15 protein-coding genes are annotated in these 22,336 nt (G+C 64.2%); 7 read left to right on the top strand and 8 right to left on the bottom strand.

Annotation, left to right across the window (positions count from 1 at the left end; all coding sequences use genetic code 11):
• Window positions 1–108: 108 nt before the first annotated feature.
• Window positions 109–3,366 (bottom strand): two-partner secretion domain-containing protein, encoded by a 3,258-nt coding sequence (locus FZ033_RS22930; RefSeq protein WP_149578381.1) that lies wholly within the window; start codon window positions 3,364–3,366, stop codon window positions 109–111.
• 187 nt (window positions 3,367–3,553) lie between these two features.
• On the opposite strand from FZ033_RS22930, the gene FZ033_RS24635 reads away from it, so the two are divergent.
• From FZ033_RS24635 to FZ033_RS22915, 3 genes are all read left to right on the top strand, one after another.
• Window positions 3,554–4,222 carry a hypothetical protein gene (locus FZ033_RS24635; protein WP_149578380.1) on the top strand — a complete coding sequence of 223 codons (669 nt, stop codon included), beginning with the start codon at window positions 3,554–3,556 and terminating at the stop codon, window positions 4,220–4,222.
• Between the two features lie 767 nt (window positions 4,223–4,989).
• Complete coding sequence (gene glsA, locus FZ033_RS22920; protein ID WP_149578379.1) at window positions 4,990–5,988, top strand: glutaminase A; 999 nt, start codon at window positions 4,990–4,992, stop codon at window positions 5,986–5,988.
• A 64-nt stretch (window positions 5,989–6,052) separates the two neighbouring features.
• Window positions 6,053–7,696, top strand: coding sequence for an MFS transporter (locus tag FZ033_RS22915; protein WP_149578378.1), 1,644 nt, complete (start codon window positions 6,053–6,055; stop codon window positions 7,694–7,696).
• Between the two features lie 156 nt (window positions 7,697–7,852).
• On the opposite strand, the gene FZ033_RS22910 is transcribed toward FZ033_RS22915, so the two are convergent.
• Both FZ033_RS22910 and FZ033_RS22905 read right to left on the bottom strand, forming a co-directional pair.
• Window positions 7,853–9,127, bottom strand: a complete 1,275-nt coding sequence (locus FZ033_RS22910; RefSeq protein WP_149578377.1) for an MFS transporter — start codon at window positions 9,125–9,127, stop codon at window positions 7,853–7,855.
• A 25-nt stretch (window positions 9,128–9,152) separates the two neighbouring features.
• Entirely contained in the window at window positions 9,153–9,701 is a 549-nt protein-coding gene (locus tag FZ033_RS22905) for a hypothetical protein (protein WP_149578376.1), read from the bottom strand.
• Between the two features lie 206 nt (window positions 9,702–9,907).
• Here FZ033_RS22905 and FZ033_RS22900 point away from each other — a divergent pair, with 206 nt between their 5' ends.
• Window positions 9,908–10,123 (top strand): hypothetical protein, encoded by a 216-nt coding sequence (locus tag FZ033_RS22900; RefSeq protein ID WP_149578375.1) that lies wholly within the window; start codon window positions 9,908–9,910, stop codon window positions 10,121–10,123.
• A 289-nt stretch (window positions 10,124–10,412) separates the two neighbouring features.
• On the opposite strand, the gene FZ033_RS22895 is transcribed toward FZ033_RS22900, so the two are convergent.
• The 4 genes from FZ033_RS22895 to FZ033_RS22880 all read right to left on the bottom strand — a co-directional run bounded on the left by FZ033_RS22895 (window position 10,413) and on the right by FZ033_RS22880 (window position 18,001).
• Window positions 10,413–15,107: an autotransporter outer membrane beta-barrel domain-containing protein gene (locus FZ033_RS22895; RefSeq protein ID WP_149578374.1), complete on the bottom strand. Its 4,695-nt coding sequence runs from the start codon at window positions 15,105–15,107 to the stop codon at window positions 10,413–10,415.
• Window positions 15,108–15,358: 251 nt separating this feature from the next.
• Window positions 15,359–15,727, bottom strand: coding sequence for an ATP-binding cassette domain-containing protein (locus FZ033_RS22890; RefSeq protein WP_149578373.1), 369 nt, complete (start codon window positions 15,725–15,727; stop codon window positions 15,359–15,361).
• 141 nt (window positions 15,728–15,868) lie between these two features.
• The gene (locus FZ033_RS22885; protein ID WP_188079653.1) at window positions 15,869–17,179 is read right to left on the bottom strand and encodes an MFS transporter; all 1,311 of its coding nucleotides are present in this window, start codon (window positions 17,177–17,179) and stop codon (window positions 15,869–15,871) included.
• A gap of 36 nt (window positions 17,180–17,215) precedes the next feature.
• Window positions 17,216–18,001, bottom strand: a complete 786-nt coding sequence (locus tag FZ033_RS22880; RefSeq protein ID WP_149578372.1) for a class II aldolase/adducin family protein — start codon at window positions 17,999–18,001, stop codon at window positions 17,216–17,218.
• A 114-nt stretch (window positions 18,002–18,115) separates the two neighbouring features.
• On the opposite strand from FZ033_RS22880, the gene FZ033_RS22875 reads away from it, so the two are divergent.
• Complete coding sequence (locus tag FZ033_RS22875) at window positions 18,116–19,051, top strand: LysR family transcriptional regulator (RefSeq protein WP_149578371.1); 936 nt, start codon at window positions 18,116–18,118, stop codon at window positions 19,049–19,051.
• Between the two features lie 42 nt (window positions 19,052–19,093).
• Here the strand turns inward: FZ033_RS22875 and FZ033_RS22870 are convergent, their stop codons facing one another.
• Window positions 19,094–19,990: a LysR family transcriptional regulator gene (locus FZ033_RS22870; RefSeq protein WP_149578370.1), complete on the bottom strand. Its 897-nt coding sequence runs from the start codon at window positions 19,988–19,990 to the stop codon at window positions 19,094–19,096.
• 229 nt (window positions 19,991–20,219) lie between these two features.
• On the opposite strand from FZ033_RS22870, the gene FZ033_RS22865 reads away from it, so the two are divergent.
• A complete protein-coding gene (locus FZ033_RS22865) occupies window positions 20,220–21,479 on the top strand; it encodes an MFS transporter (RefSeq protein ID WP_149578369.1) in 1,260 nt (419 codons plus the stop codon).
• Window positions 21,476–22,315, top strand: a complete 840-nt coding sequence (locus tag FZ033_RS22860; RefSeq protein WP_149578368.1) for a cyclase family protein — start codon at window positions 21,476–21,478, stop codon at window positions 22,313–22,315. Before FZ033_RS22865 ends, FZ033_RS22860 begins: the two co-directional genes overlap by 4 nt.
• Window positions 22,316–22,336 lie beyond the last annotated feature (21 nt).

The following is a 22,336-nucleotide window of genomic DNA, read 5'->3' as shown; positions in this document are numbered from 1 at the left end:
GGCACAGCCCTGCGGCGGCGCTGGAAGCGGCACCGCCCCCCACGGGCGGGCCGTCGGCGGCGGGAGCGGGCCGGATGAGGCAGTCCGCCCGGCCCGATGGGGGCGCCCTTACTGGGCCGGGGTGGCCGGCTGGGCGGGTGCCGGGGTTTCGGGCGCGGTGTCCCTCTCCAGCTCGAAATGCTGGCCGTCCACGTCGATGGAACGGATGGCCCCGCCATAGCCGCCTGTCGGCGTCGCCGCCGGGCGCGCCTGCTGGGCCGCGCGCTTCCGGCGCCGCTCCTCCTGCTCCTGCAGCTGGCGCCAGGAGGTGGTCGGTGCCGGCGCCGCGCTGCTGTCGATCTGGGAGGCCACCGAAGGCCCCGCCAACGCCGCCGTCGCAGACGTCCCCGCCGCCGCCTGCCTCGCGAAACGAGGATTGTCCGCCGTCTCCTGCACGCCGATAGTGGCGTTGACAGTGGCTGCGCGCACGGCCGATTGCACAGCATCCGTTGCATAGGCAGGGATCGGCGGCGGCGTCACGCCCAACACCGAGGTGCCGATCCCCTCTCCGTTTCCGACGCCTCCGGCCTGGCCGGTGGATGTGGTGTTCCAGGTGCTGTTGGAAACCTCGCCCGAGCCGATGTTGTTGCCGACCAGCCCCCCGGTATTCTCCGTTCCGGAGACTGCGCCCGTGACAGACGAATTGGTGATGCCGCCGAGATTATTGCCGGCGATACCGCCGACATTGCTCCTTCCGGAGACTGTTCCTGTGGAGGTGGCATTGTCGATGATGCCGGTGCTCGCACCGGCCACACCGCCCACCGTCATGAGGCCTGTCACGCTGCCGGCAAACAGAACGTTACGGATGGTGCCGCCGAGATTGAGACCGGCGATACCGCCCACGGCGGCGGTTCCCGTCACGCTCCCCGTCACCTGGGCATCGGTGATGGTTCCCCCATTAAAGCCTGCGATGCCGCCGGTGCCGAAGGCCCCGGTCACTGTCCCGGAGAAGGAAGCATTGCTGATCGTCGTTCCGTCGGTCCTTCCGACGAGTCCGCCAGTATAGCTTCCGGTATTGGTCACGGCACCGGATGCAGAAACGTTGGTGAGCGTTCCATAATTGCTCATGCCGAGCAGTCCGCCGACATCCTGGCCCGCGCCTGTTACGTTTCCGCTGGCGTAGGCGGTGTTCAACGTGACGCCGTTGCTGTAGCCGATGAGACCGCCCACGGTCTCGACGCCGGTCACGTTTCCGGTGGCATAGACGTTGGTGTAGGTGCCGCCCGCGGTTCCAGCCAGTCCGCCGACATAATTGTTCCCGGTTACGTCCCCGGTGGCATAAGCATCGCTCACGGTACCGCCACCGCCGCCGATCAGCCCGCCGACGGTCATATAGCCCGAGACATCGCCGGTGGCGTAGGAACCGGTAATGAGACCGTAGCTGTAGCCAACCAGTCCTCCGACATAATTGCCGGAGCTCGTGACCGCCACGGCCGCGTGGGAGCCGGCGATGGTGCCGTAGTTTTCGCCGATCAGACCGCCGGTTCCGGCCCAGCCGCTGGACAGGCTCGTCACCGCGCCGGTCGCATAGCTGTTGCTGACGACGCCGTTATTTTCGCCTGCAAGGGCGCCGACGGTGGAATTTCCAGTGATGTCCACGTCGAGCAGCCCGAGGTCGCGGACAGTGCTGTCGCTGCCGACGGAGCCGATCAGGCCCACATAACTGCCGCCGGACGATATGATGAGCCCGCTGACGGTGTGGCCCAGGCCTGCCAGCGTCCCGCTGAGCCTGGCAACCAAGGCACCATCGTAGCTCGTGTCGCTAGCATCGATGTCGTTGGCGATGGCGTACAAGCCCGACGCAGTTCCGGTGGCATCGTCGAGGGCCGCCAACTGTGCCATGGTGTGGATGAGCGTATAGGCTTGGCCGTTCATGGCGAGGCTGGCGTTGGCGCCGTTCAAGGTCACCGCAGCGCCGTTGGCGATGTAATAATCGCCGCCATAGTTCAGATTCAGCCCGGCGCTTTTCCCCGTGGCGGTGATCGGTGCATTGATGTTGATGTCATTGGTGGCGGTGAGCGTCAACGTGGTGTTAGCCGCCCATGAGACCGCAGCATTGACATTGATATCGCCGTCGGTGCCGCGGCCGTCGGTGGACTGTATCTCAACATTGGTGGTGGCGAGCAGGGAGCTTAATTTGCTAGCGCTAATGTCGCCGCCATTGTCACGCGCCCAGCGGTGCCATGGCCGCGTCGGATAGGCGCGATTGCCGATGGTGAAGCCATCGGGATCGATGAGCCAGCTGCCGGTGGTGCCGCTGCTGGCAAGGGTGGTGATGGTGGCGGCCTCGTCGATCTTCACCGTGTTGCCGGAGGTCTCGATGCTGCCGCCATCGCCGCCATTGGGGGCCGAGGCGTCGATGGTGCCAGAGACCTTGGTGGTGCCGCCATCCGCCTTCAGGGCGATGGAGCCCTTCTTGTAGGTGGTGGTACCGCCCGTGAGCTGCGCCATGGCGCGGGCCTGGATGATGCCGGTGTTGTTCACCTGCGCTGAAAGCACCGCGTCCGCCGCCTTGGCGGTCATGATGACCTTGCCGCCATCGGCCTTGATCAGCTGCTTGTTCTCCACCAGGGCGTTCAGCACCCCCTCGTCGAGGGTGACGTCCACAAGGGAATTGCCCTCGAAATTGAGGGTCATCTTCGAGGCGGCATTCAGCGAGACGGTGCCCAGCGTGGCGGTGATGACGCCTTCATTCGACACGCTCCTGCCCAGGAGCGAGACATAGCCACCGCTCGCCGCGCTGATGTTGCCCTTGTTCACCACCGAAGCGGTGGAGGAGCCGGAGAAGACGTAGTTTCCAGCGATGAAGTCCGCGTTGTTGATATCCAGCGTGGAAGCGACGAAGCCGCCCACATTCACCTGCGAGGTGCCGGTGAAGAGAATGCCGTTGGAATTGACCAGGAACACCTGGCCGTTGGCATTGATGGCGCCGGCGATGACCGAGCTTTCGTTGCCGATCACGCGGTTCAGCGTCACCGATGCGGCGGACGGCTGGTTGAAGTTCACGGTCTCCGAGGCGGCGACCGAGAAGGCCGTCCAGTTGATGATGGCCTTGTTGGTGGATTGATTGACGTTGGTGGTGGTGCCCGAAGTGGAAATGGTCGCCGTTCCCGAGACCACGCTGCCGCCCTGGGGCGCCGCGAAGGCCGGTGTCGCCAGGAGCGTCGCAAGCGCGGTGGAGGCTGAAAGGATTGGCGCCAGCCGGACCCGCTGTTCCCGTGCAGCAGCACGCGTGGGCGGGAATCCCGGAGGATGGATTGCCGGAGAGACGATGGCGACGCGCGCACGCATCCGCATCCCGCGCGAGCGGTAACAGGCAATGGACATACGACAATCCTCAGGGCGTTAATCAGCAAAGCTATATTCAATTGGATATAATAAATGTCATACCTAATTACCATTTATGCGGAGGGGAAGCCGCTTCACGACACTGTGCGGTAAATTTGCAACACAAGCCAAGCCACCATTCGCGGACGCGGGCACCGCCGTTCGGCTTGGCGACCTCCTGGAGCACATGGAGGCGAAGCGGAAGGCCACCACGACGGTTCTTTATCGAGACATCCTGCACCGCCACGTATTGCCTGAGTTCGGAGGCCGCAAAGCCGAAAGCCTCACAGCCGCGGATCTGGCGAAGCTTCACCTCAAGATGCGCCCTACCCTCCTCCAGGCCAACCGGATGCGCGCCGTGGTCGGCAGCATGGATTCCTTTGCTGTGTCCCGCGGGCTCGTCGCGAAGGGCGTGAATCCCGCCGTCGGGATCGAAAAATACACGGAGCAAGGCCGCGAGCGTTATCTCATCAGGAAGAGCTCGCCCGCCCGGGCGACGCCATACGACATTCCCGATGTTTCCTCCCATCGTCTCGTCATGGCCAGGCGCGTCTTGCTCGGACTTGATGGAGGCAATGAAATGTCTTTGGGACCTCGACGCATCGACACGATAGGCGCCGCGGTTCACCGGGCATCTGCGCCGCTTGGCAGCGGCCAGCGCTGCCGCAAGCTCAAGCCGACGATCAAGGGCATCAACGCCCCTTCCGGTCTCGACTTCGATGTGCTCGCCCAGGATCTCAAAACCTCGGCCGCGGCGAAGCAGGAAATGACTGGCGCTGAGCTTCCAATCCGAGGCCCGACTTGCCCTGCCTGGAGGTGGAGACGCGAAGGTAGGGCGACGACGGGGGCGCCATAGATAGCATGGAAGCCGTATGGGCCCCGCTTGATGAACACGATGCGCGCCCCGGAAAGATCGAGACGAATTTAGATTTTAGCATCGACAAGATCGGTTTTCCGCGTGTATAGCTCGACCTCTACGGCGAGAAGGCGAAAGCGATCGGAACGAATATTGATACTCGTTCGAAATTCACCGAGATCATTGGCACCGTTAGCGCCCTTGTTCTACTCGGGGTAACAACAGCCCTTGCGTCGATGGTGTTCACCTATCTTTCGCGGGCTGTCGATCATCCGGTCGCAAGCGCGCCAAGACAGTAGGCGTCGCCCCATCGCCTCAAGCGGCCTTTCCACCTCCGGCGGCACCGCCCCATAGGCCGCAGCACCACGGCATCATCCCAGTCGCCCAAGTTCAGGATTGCCTGTGCGCGAGAAGGCCACCCTGCCGTCATGCGTCACCGCACATGCTCGACAGGCCTCGAAATCACTGATCTGGCCAACGCGGCCCACGACAATCTGGTCGCCGGTATCAAGAGCGCATTGGAAGCGTTGGAGATTTCGGCACGAGCTGACGCCCGCAGCGGCAGCAGAGCACTGCGACGAACGCAAGCGGCTAGCCGGCGAATTGTCTACCGGCTTTTCGAAACTATGTATATCGTTGCACCGCAATCCAACGCAGGCGATATTCTCATGCCAGGCAGCGATGCATAGCAATATTTATTGCACTGTAGTGCAGTATATTTTTAATGCATTGCAACATGAAATTGACTGAATCAAGGACGAGAGGCGATGCCTGCTTTCGACGATGATGCATTTTCGCCCGGTTACGTATCCACTGGACATCTGCCTGAATCTGAGCTGGTGGAAGAGTTGGTGAAGCTGGCGTACCAACGCTTCAAATCCAACGACGAGGGGGAAAATTCGCAGGTTTACCCTGCGTTGGCCCGGGTGCCGCGCGGGCTGTTCGGCGTCTGCGTCGTGGGCACGAGCGGACGGGTCTATGCCGCGGGGGAGACCGAGCACGACTTCTCCATCATGAGCGTATCGAAGCCGTTCATCTTCGCGCTGGTCTGCCAGATCATCGGCTCCGCCGAGGCGCGCGCCAAGCTCGGCGCCAATGCAACGGGACGCGCCTTCAATTCGCTCGCCGCCATCGAGACCATGCCCGGCGGCCTGACCAATCCGATGGTGAATGCCGGCGCCATCGCCACCACCAGCCTCGTGCCGGGCGCGACGCGGGAGGAGAAATGGGCCTTCATCCATGACGGCCTCTCCCGCTTCGCCGGCCGCCGCCTGCCACTCAACGAGGAGGTCTGCGCCTGCGCCCTCGACACCAATTTCCGCAATCGTGCCATCGCCCGCATGTTGCAGAGCGTCGGACGTATCTATTGCGATCCGGACGAGGCCGTCGAACTCTATACCCGCCAATGCTCCCTCAACGTGAACGCCAAGGACCTGGCGGTGATGGGCGCGACGCTCGCTGATGGTGGCGTCAACCCGGTGACCGGCGAGCGTGTCGTGGATGCCAAGGTCTGCCACTACACCCTCGCGGTGATGACCACCGCCGGACTCTACGAGACGTCCGGCGACTGGCTTTACGAGATCGGGCTGCCCGGCAAGAGCGGCATCGGCGGCGGCATCGTCACCGTCTCGCCGGGCAAGGGGGGCCTCGGCACCTTTGCGCCGCCCCTGGACGCGGCCGGCAACAGCATCAAGGGCCAGTTGGCGGCGCGCTACCTGTCGCAGCGCCTCGGCATGGACATGTTCGTTTCCCAGCCAGAGGTCTGAGGCCGCCCCATCGCAAGGCCGGGCCTCGATCCCGCAAAAACACCAAGAACGGGAGGAAGCGCATATGACCAATGTTTCGACGGCCCGCCCCGGCGCCGGCATGGAAACGCGGGAATCGTGGGTTCCCATGATCGCCATCGCGCTCGGCCAGGTCCTGATGTCCTTCAACGTCGCCTCGCTGCCGGTGGCCCTCGGCGGCATGGTGGCGAGCTTCAACGTGCCGCCCACCACCATCGCCACCGGCATCGTCATGTATTCCATGCTGGTGGCCGGCTTCGTCATGCTCGGCGCGAAGCTGAACCAGCGCTTCGGCGCGGTGAATGTCTTCCGCACGGTGGTGCTGCTGTTCGGCGGCGCGCAGGTGCTGATGACCTTCAGTCCCAACGCCACGGCCATGATCACCGCCCAGGCGCTCTCCGGCGCCGCGGGGGCAGCGCTCGTGCCTTCGCTGGTTGCGCTCATCGCGGAAAACTATCGCGGCGCGCAGCAGGCCACGGCGCTCGGGGCGCTGGGCTCGGCGCGGGCCGGCGCCGGCGTTGCCGCCTTCCTCATCGGTGGCGTGCTCGGCACTTTCATCGGCTGGCGACCGGCCTTCGGCATCCTCATCGCGCTCTCCGCCATCGTCTTCGTGCTGAGCTTCCGCCTCAAGCCCGACCACGGGCGCCCGGATGTGAAGATCGACCTCGTGGGTGTGGTACTGGCCGCCGCGGCGATCGTCATGATCAGCTTCGGCTTCAACAACCTCAATCGCTGGGGCCTCGCGGTGGCCGGACCCGGCGCCCCGTTCAGCATCGCGGGCCTGTCGCCGGCGCCCATGCTCATCGTGGTCGGTATTGTCATGGGCCAGCTCTTCGTGGTCTGGACACGGCGGCGGCAGGCCACTGGCCTGACGCCGCTGCTGGCACTTGAAGTCATCTCCTCGCCGCGGGAGCGGGCTGCCGTCTATGCCATGTTCAGCGTCGTGGCGCTGGAAGCGATGCTGAACTTCTCGGTGCCGCTCTATATCCAGATCGTGCAGGGTCGCTCGCCGTTGGCCACCGCCATCGCCATGCTGCCATTCAACCTCACGGTGTTCTTCTCGGCGATGTTCATCGTGCGCTTTTATGATCGCCTCACACCGCGCCAGATCGGACGCTACGGCTTCATGCTGTGCACCGTGGCGCTGGTGTGGCTAGCCTTCGTGGTGCGCAACGACTGGAGCGCCGGACCGGTCCTGATCGGCCTCATCATCTTCGGCATCGGCCAGGGCTCGCTGGTCACGCTGGTATTCAACGTCCTCGTCACCGCATCCCCCAAGGAACTGGCCGGCGACGTTGGATCGCTGCGCGGCACCACCAACAACCTCGCCTCCGCGGTGGGAACGGCGGTGGCCGGCGCCTTGCTGGTGGGGCTGCTCTCCACCATCGTGCTCGGACGGGTGGCAGCGACACCGACGCTGACGCCCGAGGTGCAGGCCATGGTCAATCTCGACAGCATCAACTTCATCTCCAACGACCGCCTGAAGGCCACGCTGGAGACCGCCGGCGCGACGCCGCAGCAGGTATCAGATGCGCTGGCGGTGAATGCGGGAGCGCGGCTGCGTGCGCTGAAGATCGGCCTGCTGCTGATGGCCGGCCTTGCGCTCATCACCATCATCCCCGCGGGACGACTGCCCGACTACAAGCCGGGTGAGATTCCCGACCCGGATGAGGCGCCGAACGCCAAGTGAGACTGCCACCCGCGCCGGCTGCGAAGGCAGGCGACGCGGGCAAGGCTCAACATGCACGGCGCTGGTCCAAACGCCTCAATCTTCACGATGTTCTTCTTGGATTAGCTTCCGAATCGTGAGGGGGTGGCCGAAGCCCAGCCGCCCGGCATGTCGATGTCAGGCGGGCTTGCGATCGGCGTCGGGGTGATGGAAGGCGAGCACGAGCACCACGGAGGACAGGGCCAGCCCCGTCATCAGCAGGAAGCCATCGGCGAACGATCCGCGCAGCCCGAGCACCCATCCGGTGATCACCGGTGCTGCGAAGCCGGAGAGCGCGAAGCCGAAATCCATGATCCCGAGCGCGGTGGCCGCACGCTTCGGCGCCACGTCCACGTTCACCGCATAATAGGCCGCGTTGGCGCCCATGGAGGCTGCCACCGCCACGGTGATGCCGGCAATGGCCACGGCGAGATTGTCGCTCAGGGCCACCGGTACCACCGCCAGCGCCGCGACGAACTGCGTGCCGGCGATGAGATAGGAGCGCGCGACCCGCAGCCGGCCCGTGACCTTCAGCAGATGGTCCGACCAGCGCCCGAGCATCCACAGCGCGAGGGCGGCCGCGAGCCAGGGCAGGACGGTGAAGACACCAACTTCGGTGAGGTTCAGCCCATAGGCCTGGTGCAGGTAGCTCGGCAGCCAGGTCATGAAGAAGAACAGGAAATAGCCGAAGACGAAGAAGGCCCAGTAGTTCACCAGCAGCGTCCGGTTGGTGAGCAGAGCGCGGATCTCCGCCGCCGCGGGCCATTCACGCGCGCCGTGGTGCGCGGCCCCCTCGCGCCCAGCCCGGATATGCTCGAGTTCCGCTGCGTTCACATGGCGCGATTGGGCGGGATCGTCGCGGAACAGGAGAAACCACAGCGGCACCCAGGCTATGGAGACCGCGAACAGCACGCCGAAGGCCCAGCGCCAGTCCATCACCGACAGCAGCTGGGTGACGATGGGGCCGCCGATGGCGAGCGCCAGCGGTACCGAGACCAGCGCATAGCCGAGCGCGGTGGCCTGCTCCTGAGGCGGCAGCCAATGGCTTACGGCGCCCGCGAGCGCCGGGAAATTCGGCCCTTCCGATACGCCGAGCAGCGTGCGCGCCAGATACAGGGTGAGGAAGCCCGTGGCCGCCCCGGTCAGGCCGATGGAGAAGCTCCACAACAGCGCGGCGATGGTGAGTACCAGGCGCGCCCCGTAGCGATCTACCGCGAAGCCGCCGAGCAGGGTCGTCACCGCATAGCCGAGGCCGAAGGCGCCGAGGATGATCCCCGCATCGCCCTTCGAGAGTCCGAGCTCCTGTTCCATCAGGGGGATGGCATAGGAGATGGCAGCCCGATCGATGTAGTTCACCACGGTGACTGCAAACAGCAGGAAGATCACCACCATATGGAAACGAGTCGCCCGCATGTCATGCTCTCCCCGATGACTGGTCTTACACCCGCGAACGGGCCCACAGCACCAGCCCGGCCACTGCGACCAGCACCACCGCCACGAGGGCCACGAACAATGCCGACTGGTCGAGCCAGGCCACCGCGGGCACGCACAGCGCCATGACCACGCCGTTGAGGCCCATGCGCCAGGACGCGGTGTGCACGCCGGCAACGAAGGTGCCCAGGGCGAGCAGCAGCAGCACCACAAGGCTGGTGGAATCGGCATCTGCCACCGCCTGAACGCTGGGCAGAAACACCAGGTTCATGGCGGCGAGGAACGCGCCCCAGTGCAGCACCTGCGTCCAGACGAGGCGGATGCGCTCGTCCTTGTCCGACGCCTTCGACCAGCCGGAGAAGATCCCGACGGCGAAGCTGACCAGGGCCACCAGCTCCCAATAGGTGGCGAGCGGGCTGCGCGTCATCGCCCCGTAGGCGACCCCGCCCACGGTCATGATCAGGATGGCGAGATAGGGCAGTTCGCGCACCCAGAAGCCGCTTCCAAGCGGCTCGGACGCGACCTGTGCGCCGCTTGGCCGGTTTACAGTGCTCATGGTTTCGGTCCTCCCCGCCAGCTTGCCACTGCTGTAGTCATTTTATACTCGCGGTGGCGCATTGCGCTGGCATATCGGACGACCTGCCGTCGCCACAAGGATGTAAGGGCGTCACCGCAGCCCACTCACACGGGCGTTGCCGCGCATTGCGGCGGGCCTAGCCCCGTCCATGACCCGCCCGGCCAGGCGGCGAGAAGGACCCTCGCATGACTGAACCGGCTCCCCAGTCTCCCGAATCCAGCATCGACCTCACTTCGCATGTCGTGCCGTTCCCCTCGGACCGCGTCCGATCGGACTGGCTGCCGAACTTCGCCGCCGCGCAGGTGGCTTCGCGGCGGGAGGAAACGCTGGTCGATCAGCCGAACCGGACCATCGCCAACATCGCGGAGATCCGCCGCTTGTTGCCGAAAGAGAACATCTGATGGCCGACCCCGTTTCCGCAACGGTCATGCTGGGCACGATGGCGCTGCAGGGCGCCTCCACCATGACGAAAGCCTATGGCGAATCCCAGGGCCAGGGCTACCGGGCCGCCGTCGCCGAGAGGGGCGCGCAGGTGGCGCGCGTCCAGGCGGACCAGACGGACACAGCTGCGCGAGAGACTGAACCGAACGCTCGGTGTAGCAAGGTGGCGGGAGTTCCGCGGCTAAACGAAAAACCCCGGCAGAACACTCTGCCGGGGTTTCATGTATTGTTGGCCGGCCTGGGGTCCCCTCACCAAGTATAGCGCAGGCCCAGCGTACCGCGGACGGTGTAGCTGTCGCCGAAGTCGTTCAGCGCAGTAGAATAAAGCCCCTCGCCATAGAGCGAGAACCGGTCGTTGAACGCCCACGTTCCGCCGAGGCCCACCTCGCCCCACAACCGCTCCATGTCCTGCGTCAGAGGCGTATAGCCCACGTTCACGTCGGTCCCGCCGAGGAACTCGTAGGTGAGGTTGACGATGCCGTAGCCCTGCAGGCGCTGGCCGTTGGCGGCGGTGCGGGACAGATTCTCCAGCCGCACCCCGGCCCGGCCCAGCAGGCTCTCCCCGCCGCCCCCGCTCACCCCCACCGCAGAGCCGTTGGGATTGAAATAGAAGAAGTCGTCGAAGCTCACCGACGAATAGACCAGCTGCGCCTGCGGCACCACGGTCCAGCCGCCGGAGAGCACAAAGCGCCGCCCGGTCTCCAGGCTCAGCGCATAGCCGAGGCCCTTGTTGCCGTTGGCCAGAGCGGGGAAGCCGGTCGCCGAGAGGTCGCTGTCGTACCAGGTCACCTGGCCGACACCGTCCACATAGAGGCCGTCCGTGCCGATCCAGGTGAGGCTGCCGCCGACGCCGTAGGCGGTCGTGTCGATCTTGCCCTGGCGCGGCACCAGCAGGGTGGGATGGGGCAACACCGCCACATCCACCGACGCGGAGCCGTAGGTGCCCATGATGCCCAGCACCAGCGCGCCGTTGCGATCCTCATGCAGCACCCCGTCCACCCCCGCCTGGGCGAACCACAGGTCCTGGTCGTAGCCGATGCCGCTGCCGGTGGCGCTGGTGGACCCGGTGAGGCCCAGCACCCGGCCCCATACGCCGCCGCCCACCACATCGGTGCCTGAGGCGGCCGCCTTCGCCGGCGCCTTGGTGACGAGCCCGGAGGCCACCGGCGCATCGTCCTGCCACAGCCGGTTGCCGGTGCGCTGCTGCAATGTGCCGATGGTGGTCTGGCCGAACTTCAGCAGGCTCTCGGCATAGGGCACCACCGTCTGCGCGCCCGCGGAGAGGGAGGAGCGCAGGTACCAGTCGCCGTCATTGGGATCGACCCGCCCGCCCTTGAACAGGTCATACTGGAAGGCGCCGGCGTAAAGGTCCTGGGCCAGCGAGAAGGTGCCGGCGCTTGTGCCGTCCACCTGGACCACCTTGATGCCGTCCCCCGGCGTGTAGGCGCCGAGGCCGTTATAATTGGAGATGTCCAGCACGGTGCTGCCGGCGGTGTCGCCGTGCACCACCATCTTGTCGGTGAGCTGGACGAGGCCGTTGTTCAGCGTCGAGGACATGACCAGGGTGCTGCCGTTGGCGCCCTGATAGCCGTTGTCCACGGTCAGCGTCTTGAAGCCGCCGGAGGCGGGCGAGACGAAGACGATGCGCGAGCCGTCATTCACCAGGTCGGTGACGTTGGAATCGGCCGGCATAGTCCACAGCGAGCCGGTCAAGGTCAGCGCCGAGGTGGATCCGGCCTCCGTGTAGGCCCGTCCCCACAGGTCGGAATTCGTCGCCGAGACGATGGTCTTCGCGCCGTCGGTCGCCGAAAGGAGACCGGACGTGCCGGTGGCGGTGACGCCGTCCAGCACGAAGGTGGAGGCGCCGTTTGTGGCGCCCACGGCCCAGCCGGTGACGTCGATCTTCGAACCCGTCGCCTCGATCCGGCCGCCATCCTCGCCATAGAGGCCGAAGCTGCCGGCCCCCGTCATGGTCACGTCCGCGGTGGTGGTGATCTTGCCGCCGACGGCGGCGAGGCCGATGCTCGTCGCGCCCGACATGGCCACGGCGCCGGAATTGGTGATGAGGCCGCCGTTCAGCGAAAACAGGCCGATGCTGTCGGCGCCGAAGGCTGTGATCTTGCCAGACGTGGTGATGGACCCGTCATCCGCCCGGATGCCGGTCGACGTCGTCTGTTTCATCTCCACGTCGCCATCGTTGGTGCCGGTGCTCTTGCCGCTCACCTCGATGCCGGTGCCGTTGGCGCCGTTGACGTTGATCTTCGCGTGGTTCTCCAGCGAGCTGCCGGTGTGCGCGGCGATGCCGGTGCCGTAGCCGGCCTCCAGCGTGACCACGCCATCGGCTTTGTTCACGATCTTCGCCTTGTCTTCGGCGAGCAGGCCATATCCATCGACGCCCTTGACGATCACTTCTCCGGAATTCGTCACCTGGCTGCCGCTATTGATGGCGACGAGGCCATAGCTGGCCGACCCGCTGATCGTGACCTTCGCGGTGTTCTTCACCTGGCCGCCGGTTTCGGCGAGAAGGCCGGTGCTGTCGGCGCCGGAAAAGTCCACCTCGCCCGAATTCTCGACCGTCGCCTTGTTGCGGGCGATGAGGCCGATCACCTCGACGTTCGAAGAAGAAAGCGCGGCGGAGTTGGTCAGCTTCGTGGTGGCGTCGGGGTCGCCCACGGCGTTGCCGTAGATATCGTGCTTCTGCCCGTCGGCGATGCCGGCGATGGTGTTGGCCGCATTAAGGTGGATGGTGGTGGCGCTATCGATGGTGCCGATGGCGCCGCCCTCCACGGTGACGGCATTCGCGCCCACGCCGGTGAGATAGAAGGTGCTGCCCTTGGTCTCGATCTTGGTGCCCGCCCCGGTGCCCAGCACGCCCACGGAATCCTTGCCGCTGGCGGTGAGGGTGTAGCCGCTGCCGTCGAAGACGGCACCGTCGGCGATGCGGAACAGGGTGGAGCGCTCGGTATTCACCTCGAGATCGTTGCGCAGGACGGCGATCTTCGCATCCGGCCCGTAGATGAAGTAGCCGATCTGGTCCGTACCGGAGGCGAACACCACCGTGGCGCTGCCCTCCACCGTCACGTCGGCATTGCCGCGGGCATGCACGCCGATGGCACCGACGCCGGTGAGGGTGATGGAGCCCGAGATGTCGGAGGTGGCGGCGCCCCCTTCATCGCCTTCCACCCACACGCCGAAATTGCGCGTTCCACTGGAGGGGGCTGCGCCGCCGGCCACCGTGATGCTGCCGGTGGACGTGGCGTTGGCAGCAGTGCCGGCGCCGTCGGCGATGACCTGCATGCCGATGCCGTTCACGCCCTCGACGACGATGCTGCCGGAATTGGTGATGCTGCCGCCGCCGGTCCCGGAATTGCGCACGTAAATGCCGGTATTGAGGCGCGGCGCATCCGCCGCGGCGCCCTTTACTGTGATGGATCCGGAATTGTCCACCTGCACGTTGGTGGCGCCGTCGATGCGGATGCCGGAGGCGCCCTGCGTCTTGGTGCCGATGACGATGGCGCCCTCGTTGCTCACCGTGGCGCCGCTGCGCACGTTGACGGCGGCGAGGTTGCCGCCGAGGTTCAGCGCCACGTCGGCGGCGGGGGTGTTAGGATCGGTCTGATCGCCGCGGCCGATATAGATCACCGCGTCGGCGGAGTTGGTGAACGAGCCGCCGGTGATGTCGACGCCATAGGCCGAGGTGTTGGCCGAGCTTGCCGCCGTGCCGAGATTGATGATGCCGTTGTTCACCACCGTGGAGTTGGTGGCGGTGATCGCGCTGGAATTGCTGCCGATGCCCTTGTTGATGATGTTCTCGTTGGTGAAGCTCGATGCGTCCGTATTGACGCCGGTGGCGCTGCCCTTGGCGGTGATGACACCGGTATTGGTGCCGGTGGAGCCGCTGCGCAGATAGACCGAGATGCCGTCATTGGAGACGATGGTGCCGTCATTGCTCACGGTGGCGCCGTTGGTGCCGCGCAGCACACCGCCGTTGGCGCCGGTGACGGTGAGGCTCGATCCCGCCTGGATCTCCGCGCTCGCCCGCGCACCGTCGGCCGACAGCACCGTGCGGGTGCCGACGCTCTGCCACACGTCGTCGGTCGGCGCCGGCAGCGGATCGGCCGCGGTGTAGCGAACGCTGCCGGTCTGCAGGTTGGCGGCCTGCGTCATGTAGGCGTCGTACTGCACCTGGTCGACCTCGCCGGTCTCGATCAGGCCGATGAGGGTGGTGTTGAAGGCCTGGTAGTCGGCGAGGCTGGTGATGAGGTAATCGGAGCCGTTCACCGTCACCGTGGTCGGCCAGCCCGCGAGGGCGCTCGAGGTGACGGTGTCGTCGCCGGGAACGGGATTGGACGGCAGGGTCGCCCCGTTCATCACGACGGTGGTGTTGCCGGGGGACTGCCACGAGAGCTTGGAATCGGTCGCGCCGGTGCCGTCGGCGCTGTAGAGGGTAGTCTGCTTGGCGGCGATGGTGAAGTTGCCGGTGGAGGCGATGTTCAGCGTGCCGCCGCTGCTCTCCACGGTGCCGATGCGGGCGTCGATGTACTGGTTGTCCTCCATGCCCACATAGAGCGTCCGGCTCGTCGTGCCGAGTTCCGGGGCGCTCATCTGCCCGTTCACATAGACATTGACGGTCCGGGTGGAGCCGGTGATGGGATCCGTGTAGCTGGCGGTGCCGTTCTGGGAACCCTTGGTCAGCACCGGCGTCGCGAGGTTCTCGCTGCCCGAGACGATGGCGAAATCCTGGAGCGGCTGGCTGCCGGCCGTGCCGGTCTGGCCGGCGACGAACTGGTTGGTACCGGAGAGGGTGACGGTGGCGCCGCCGTTGACGATGGTGGCGCCGACTTGCGCGTCATTGTCCGCCGGATTGAACGGGACGGTCGCGCACGCGCCGCCTGCCGGAGCATTGCCGTCGCCGCAGCTGGAGGCCGAGACAGGGGCCGACACCGTGAGTGCAGCCAACGCTATCGCAATGAGAGAAGCTCCCGAACGCAATTGTCCAAGAATCGCTTCAGGCTTGCCAGGCGCCCGCTCCATTACGCAACCCTCCAACCCATATCTGGATACGGCACGAAGGTACATTAAAACCTTCATCCGTGTGTTGCACTGCAGCAACAGATGGCGCCCTTTTTTTAAACCTCCGATGGCGGGCATATGCCTGGACGGGGCTTGGAGCACCTAAGAGCCCATCCTGAAAGTTATGTGTCCTGGTCATTTCGATAGACGTCCGCGAACCTGCCGAGCTTGACCTTCGTAATACTGGCCAGGGCGCGCTCGCGGGCCACGGGCCGGGGAAAACGACGGCTCACCAGGATGGGGAACATCACGTTCTCCAGCACGGTCTTCCGGGGCATCAGCTGGTCGAAATCCTGGAACACCATCATGCGGGCGGGGCCGGCGCCGGTGATCATCTGGCCGTTCAGCCGCATGAAGCGGGCCGCCGGCTTCAGGAAGCCGGCGACACATTTCAAGAGGCTGGACTTGCCGCAGCCGGACGGGCCAAGCAGCACGAAACGATCGGCCGGATAGACTTCGAAGCTGACTTCGCGGGTGGCCGTGACGAGCAGATCGCGGGTCTTGTACTGGAGCGCACCCGAGAAGCGCTGCCATTCGGTAGCGCCGCCGAATTACGGCTCCAAGTTCGGCAAGCGCGCCGGAACTGCCATCCACCCAGGTCTTCGCTCAACTGGAACCGGTGCTCCTCGGGGCTATCGGTTCACGGCACGACCGCTGAACGTAAGAACTAATGCCGCGCCGAGCACCAGCGTGCCGGCGAGGGCGTAAAGGGCGACAACCCCTCCCTGTACGACGTTGTCTCGTAGCCACCCGATGGCAAACGGCGTTACGAACCCGCCCAGAGCAAGTGCAGAGTTGATGACCGCGAGTCCGCCGGCCAGGGCCTGAGGCCCCAAGACAAGGCCGGGCAGCGGCCAGAACATCGCGATGGCTGTGCTTATGCCTGCGGTGCCTATAGTCAACCCAATCAGAACAAGGCGGAGATCGCCGCCGGCGTTGACCGCGGCCACGAGGCCGATCGCCCCGAAAAGGATCGGCACAACGAGGTGGAGGCGCCGTTCATGGAAGTGATCGGAGGACCAACCTGCAACCAGGATGGCGATGATCGAAAACAGATGCGGGATAGCCGACAAAAGTCCGATTGATGTATTTGATCCCGCTCCCGCCTCCTTCAGCAAGGTTGGCATCCAAAACGCGATTCCCAGAAAGCCGGCCCCGAGCGAGAAATAGGTAAAGGTAAGCTTCCACAGGCCGAGGGATGCCAAAGCGCCGCGAAACGAATGACGAGGCGCCTCGAGACCCTCGTTCATCTTGATTTGTTTCAATCGCGCGCGGTCGGTTGCCGAAAGCCATTCAGTCTGGTCTGGAGCATCGCGAAGGATGAAAAGGCAGGCAATCCCCAAGAGTATCGACGGAAAGCCTTCGACCAGGAAAAGCCATTGCCACCCCTTCAACCCCCAGACCTGATGGAGAGAGTCGAGAAGCCAGCCGGAAAGAGGACCGCCGATTAGTCCGGAGATGGGAATAGCGCAGATCAAGGCCGCCATAATACGCCCACGAAGCTGACTTGGGTACCATACCGTCAGAAAATAGAGAATACCCGGAAAGAAGCCGGCCTCCGCGACCCCGAGCAAAAATCTCAGGATATAAAAAGATGTCTCTCCTCGCACAAATAACATCGCACAGCTGATGACACCCCAGCTGATCATTATCCGAGCCAGCCAAATCCGTGCACCTACGCGGCTGAGCACGAGATTGCTTGGAACCTCAAGGAAAAAATATCCAATGAAAAAGATGCTTGCACCAAATCCGTATACGACATCGCTAAATTTAAGATCTTTTGCCATCTCGATTTTGGCAAATGATATATTTACGCGATCAAGGTATGCGAATAAGTAGCATGCCATTATAAATGGAATAAACCTCCAGCTAATTTTTGCTAACAATCGCGCATCAGTTTCATTTTCATTTGCGTCCACGACGACCGTTGACTCGGCGTTCATGCCATTTCCTCCTCGTTTTTCTTATTAAACTATCGCTCACGCTGCGTATGTGGATCGCTGCCGATCCAGCAGGCGAAGAAGCGCCTTCCAGTCCCGTTCGTCGATGAAGGGGTCGATATCTTCGAACTGCTGCGCCGTCCGCCGGGCGACCGCTTCAGATGGAACGATGAGGCCTGCTCCCGTGGACTGGGCAGCCACCTGGATCTTGCATGCTGTCTCCAGGTAATACATGAGCTCAAATGCGTCTCGCACAGATTTTCCGCAGGTCAACAGACCGTGATTCTCCAATACGAGCGCGTTGTGCGCCCCGATATCGCGCACAAGTCGCTCCTGTTCGTCGAGATCAAGGGCGATGCCTTCGAACGGGTGATACCCGATCCGGTTGAAAAAGCGGAGCGCGTGCTGGGAGATGGGCAGGAGGCCTCCCTCCTGAGCGGACACGGCCACCCCTGCTGCGGTGTGGGTGTGAAAAATGCAACGCGCGTCGGGCCGCGCGCGGTGGATCGCGGAATGAATGACGAAGCCTGCGGGGCTCACGTCCAAGGGGTCATCGTCCAGCTGGACACCGTCGATATCGACCTTCACCAGGTTCGATGCGTTCACTTCTTCATAGAGGAGCCCAAAGGCATTGATCAGGAAGTGCTCCCCCTCGCCGGGAATACGCAACGAGATATGATTGTAAATCATATCCGTCATTCCATAGTGGGCGCACAGCTGGTAGCAGGCGGCCAACTCAACGCGCGAGGCCCACTCCGCATCGCTCACGCGTTCGCGCAGGGTGGCGCGACGTTGAAGCGACTGCTGCATTTTATCATTGTTCATGCCTCGAAATCCTCCGTATCATCCCTTCAGGGCGAATGCCTCCGTCGGATCGAAGCTGGATCAGGCGTCCCGCAAAATCCAATGCCAAGTGCGCTCAAGATATAACCAAAGATCATGCCCCTGGATTCCAGACTGGTGACGGCGTTCCTGGCGGTCGCCGAGCAAGGCTCCCTCAGCCGCGCGGCTCAGGTTCTTAACCTGACGCAGCCGGCTTTGACGCGGACGATCAAGCGTCTTGAGGCCCAAGTGGGTGCTCCGCTTTTCGAGAGGCAACCCACTGGCATGACACTGACCGCCTACGGCGAAGTGCTCCTGCGGCGTGCGCGTATTCTTGAAAATGAAACCCAAACCACGATTTCGGAAATTCGGGCGCTTCGCGGCATAGGCCAGGGAAGTGTGCGACTTGGGGTGGTGTCGAGCGCGGCCGAAGCCCTCTTACCCAAAATAATCGTTCGTATGGCTGCGTTATTTCCAGAAACCGCCTTCTCCATCGCAGTGGGATTGGAGGATGAACTTGCGGTGCGGCTCGTACACGGCGAGCTTGATCTGGCAGTCGCCTTTCATTTGCCCGAAGGACAGGACATTCAATGCCTGGCGCGTGGGATCCCCCACGATGGCTGCTGCTTTGTCGCCCGTAGGGGGCACACGCTTGCCGCGCGCGGCAACCTCTCCCTCGGAGATATCCGTGAAGAGAATTGGGTGCTTCCGCCTGAAGGAACCTCTGTGCGCAGTCAGGTCACGGAGGTTTTCACCCGGAATGGCGTTCCTACGCCTGTCGTTCGCGTCGAAACGCAATCCCTGCTTGTAATGAAAGCATTGGTGGAACGAGCGGATTTTTTGACCTGGCTACCACCAATGCTCTTTGAGAGCCCCGTTTCACCGATCATTGCCTTGGAGGTGAGAAGTGCCCAGGTGCAGTCGCTTCGTAGCTTTTCGATATATTGCCGTGCAAACAGCTTCCTGACGGTCGCCGCATCCCGCCTGTTGCAGCAGCTGCGGAAGGAGCTGGCCCCCACCACGCCGGCAGGGGCGACCCGTGCCGGCACTTGAGATGTTCAGGCCGCCATGCAACCCACCGGGGAAATGACGCGACTATCGGAGCGCCCGCATTTCGCGGACGATCCAGTCGATCTGGTCTGCGTAACGCATACGTACTTCATTGGTCCGGCATGCGAGGTGGTAAGAAAAGATGCCGGGCACCGAAAGGTCGAACAAGCGCACGAGCTTTCCGGTCCTAAGATAATCTCGCACGAGGAGGGAGCGCGCCATGGCGATGCCCTGACCGGCGAGGGCGCCGCAGATGGTGAGGGCGATGTCGTCCATGAGCGTCGACTGGGCGGGATAGAGGATCGGGAGATTCGCCTTCTCGAGCCACAGGTTCCACGTCACCTGTGAATGGAGCAGCAGCGGCAGCTCCGGCATGGCTTCCAGGCAGAGGCCGGGATAGCGGGCGAGAAAGGTGGGGCTGCAGACCGGAAAGACCTCCTCGTCGGCGATCTTCTCGACGATCATGCCAGGCACGTCCCCGGTGCCGTAGACGAGCGCCATGTCGGCCTCGTCCGGGCATTTCTCTCCCAGATCGGGCAGGCTGGCCAGCCGCAGCACAACGGGGCCGAGCACCTGCTTGAATTCGTGGAGACGCGGCAGGAGGAAATGCTCCGCGAGCCCCACCTGCACTGCGAGGTTCAGCATCACCGGACGCGGAACCGACTGGGCGTGCGCCACCGCGTAGGCCTGACTGAGATAGTCGAGCGCTCGCCTGGTTTCGGCAGCCAGAGTGCGGCCGACCACGGTCAACGCCATGCGATTGCCTTGCCGCATGAAGAGCGGCCGTCCGATGGCTTCCTCCAACGCGCGGATCTGGTGGCTCACGGCGCTGTGGGTGATGCACATCTCCTCCGCCGCGGAGGTGAAGCTGCCGAGGCGCGCGGCGGCCTCGAAGCAGCGTAGCGTCTGGAGGGACGGCAGAGAGCGGTAGGGTGCGGACATTCGGGTTCACACGTGCGGGGCGAGCGAAAGCCCTGAAGGCATGCGGTGCCGTCGCACGGATGTCAAATCCGCTCACATGTGGCTTGAAAATTGACCAATTGCGGCCTCTCACGCCGGTTTCTATCAAAGCGAAAACGCCAGTCGGCCAAGCAATTGAGCTCGCCTGAGTGAACCGGTCTCGATCCGGGCCAACCGGATCCGAGCAAGAAACAAATGTGGAGGAAAGCCAATGAGCCTCGATATCTCCGGCGGCCTTGCCGGGGCTGGCGGCACACGATGGTATGTCGGAGCGACAAAGGCCCAATGGCAGGCATTCTGGTCCGCTTATCTGGGCTGGGCGCTCGACATCATGGACCTTCTGCTGTTCGCCATGCTGCTGAGCCACATCGGCGCCGACCTTGGAATGGAGCGCTCGACGGCGGGGATGATCGCTTCCGCAAGCCTCGTCGCCACCGCTTTCGGCGGCCTCGTCTTCGGCTTCCTCGCCGACCGCATCGGCCGCACCCGTTCCATGGTGCTCTCCATCTTGTGCTACTCGGTGGGCACGCTGTTGTGCGGCCTTTCACAAAGCGTTGCGCAACTTCTTCTTTTTCGCGTCGTGGTGGGCCTCGGCGTAGGCGGTGAATGGTCGGCCGGCGCTGCGCTCATCACGGAGACCTGGCCCGCGCAGCACCGTGGCAAGGTGATGGCTTGGGTGCAGAGCGCGTTCGCCTCCGGCTATGCGCTGGCGGCCATTGTCGCGGCGGTGCTGCTGCCGGTGATCGGTTGGCGTGGCGTGTTCTTCTTCGGCATCGCGCCGGCCATGCTGGCCTTCTGGATCCGGCGCCACACGCCCGAGCCGGAGATCTGGAAGCAGCAGTCCCACCGCCTGACCTTCATGGAAACGATGCGGATGCTGGGCGGCGAGCACCGGCGCAACTCGTTGGTTTGCTTCGCCTTCACCGCGGCGGCCATGTGCGGTTACTGGGGCCTGTTCACCTGGATCCCGACCTGGCTCGCCACGCCGGCCGCGAATGGCGGCCCTGGCCTCGACCTCGTGAAGTCCACGACCTGGATCGTGGTGATGCAGATCGGCGCGGCGCTCGGATTCATCTCGTTCGGCTATGTGGCGGATTCGCTCGGCCGGAAGGTGGCCTTCATCGTCTACTTCGTGCTGTCGGCCATCGCGGTGCCGGTCTACACCATGATTTCGACCCCCACGATGTTGCTGGCGTTCGGCCCTGTGGTCGCCTTCTTCGGCACCGGCTTCTACTCCGGCTTCGCCCCCACCTTCGCCGAGCTGTTCCCCACCAACGTGCGGGCCACGGCCCAGGGCTTCATCTACAACGCCGGCCGCGCGGTGAGCGCGCTCGCCCCCGCCATGGTGGGCTTCCTCTCGGCGGGCTACGGCCTGTCCGGCGCGCTGGCCTTCACCGCCGGCTTCTTCCTGCTGGCAGGGCTCATCGTCCTGATCTTCCTGCCCGAAACGAAGGGAGCCGAGCTCCAATGAACGTCTTGGCCGCCGCTCAATCCCGCGCCTTCGATTTCGAGGACTGGCTCACGGCGGCGCGGGCCGCCCGCTGGATCGATCTCAGTCATCCCATGCAGAAGGGCATGCCCATTCACCCGGCGCATCCGCCCTTTCACATCACCCTCAACAACCGGCATGGCGACGTGTTGCGCTGTTGCGGCCATTCCTCGTCCAACGAGCTGATGGTGACGAGCACCCACTCGTCCACCCATATCGACGCTCTGTGCCATGTCTCCGAGCACGGCGCGCTTTACGGCAAGTTCGACGCGGCGAAGGAACAGCAGGGCACCGGGCTGTTCAAGGTGCACGGGGCGGAAACCATCGCCCCCATCTTCCGCCGCGGCGTCCTGCTCGATGTGGCGCGCGCGCGCGGTGTGGACGCACTGGAGCCAGCCTATGAGATCACGGTCGCCGACCTGGAGGCAGCAGAGACAGCGTCCGGAACGCGCATCGCCGAAGGGGACGTGGTGCTGGTGCGCACCGGCTGGGCAGCCTTCTGGGCCGACGGGCCGAAGTATCTCGGCCTCGATTCCGCTGGTGCACCGGGACCGGGTGTCGAGGGCGGGCGCTGGCTCGCCGAGCGCAAACCTTTCTCGGTAGGCTCCGACACGTCCGCCTTCGAGGTGATGAACCACCACAACATCACGCTCGAGGTTCACATGATCCTCATCGCCCAGAACGGCATCCACATCATCGAGAACCTCGCCCTCGACGAACTTGGGGCGGCGGGCCGGGGAGCCTTCGCCTTTGTCGCCCAGCCGTTGCGCATCAGCGGCGCGACGGGGTCGCCCGTTCGTCCCATCGCCCTTCTGTGAGACTGAACAGCGAGAGCCCAA

Source organism: Xanthobacter oligotrophicus, assembly GCF_008364685.1.
GTDB classification, from domain to species: Bacteria; Pseudomonadota; Alphaproteobacteria; order Rhizobiales; family Xanthobacteraceae; genus Xanthobacter; species Xanthobacter oligotrophicus.
Note: the sequence above shows the minus strand (reverse complement) of the source record. Positions and strands in the feature narration are given on the sequence as shown.

Coding starts and splice junctions, on each gene's coding strand:
- FZ033_RS22930 (WP_149578381.1), bottom strand. CDS start 3,366: ATGTCCATTGCCTGTTACCGCTCGCGCGGGATGCGGATGCGTGCGCGC.
- FZ033_RS24635 (WP_149578380.1), top strand. CDS start 3,554: ATGGAGGCGAAGCGGAAGGCCACCACGACGGTTCTTTATCGAGACATC.
- glsA (WP_149578379.1), top strand. CDS start 4,990: ATGCCTGCTTTCGACGATGATGCATTTTCGCCCGGTTACGTATCCACT.
- FZ033_RS22915 (WP_149578378.1), top strand. CDS start 6,053: ATGACCAATGTTTCGACGGCCCGCCCCGGCGCCGGCATGGAAACGCGG.
- FZ033_RS22910 (WP_149578377.1), bottom strand. CDS start 9,127: ATGCGGGCGACTCGTTTCCATATGGTGGTGATCTTCCTGCTGTTTGCA.
- FZ033_RS22905 (WP_149578376.1), bottom strand. CDS start 9,701: ATGAGCACTGTAAACCGGCCAAGCGGCGCACAGGTCGCGTCCGAGCCG.
- FZ033_RS22900 (WP_149578375.1), top strand. CDS start 9,908: ATGACTGAACCGGCTCCCCAGTCTCCCGAATCCAGCATCGACCTCACT.
- FZ033_RS22885 (WP_188079653.1), bottom strand. CDS start 17,179: ATGAACGCCGAGTCAACGGTCGTCGTGGACGCAAATGAAAATGAAACT.
- FZ033_RS22880 (WP_149578372.1), bottom strand. CDS start 18,001: ATGAACAATGATAAAATGCAGCAGTCGCTTCAACGTCGCGCCACCCTG.
- FZ033_RS22875 (WP_149578371.1), top strand. CDS start 18,116: ATGCCCCTGGATTCCAGACTGGTGACGGCGTTCCTGGCGGTCGCCGAG.
- FZ033_RS22870 (WP_149578370.1), bottom strand. CDS start 19,990: ATGTCCGCACCCTACCGCTCTCTGCCGTCCCTCCAGACGCTACGCTGC.
- FZ033_RS22865 (WP_149578369.1), top strand. CDS start 20,220: ATGAGCCTCGATATCTCCGGCGGCCTTGCCGGGGCTGGCGGCACACGA.
- FZ033_RS22860 (WP_149578368.1), top strand. CDS start 21,476: ATGAACGTCTTGGCCGCCGCTCAATCCCGCGCCTTCGATTTCGAGGAC.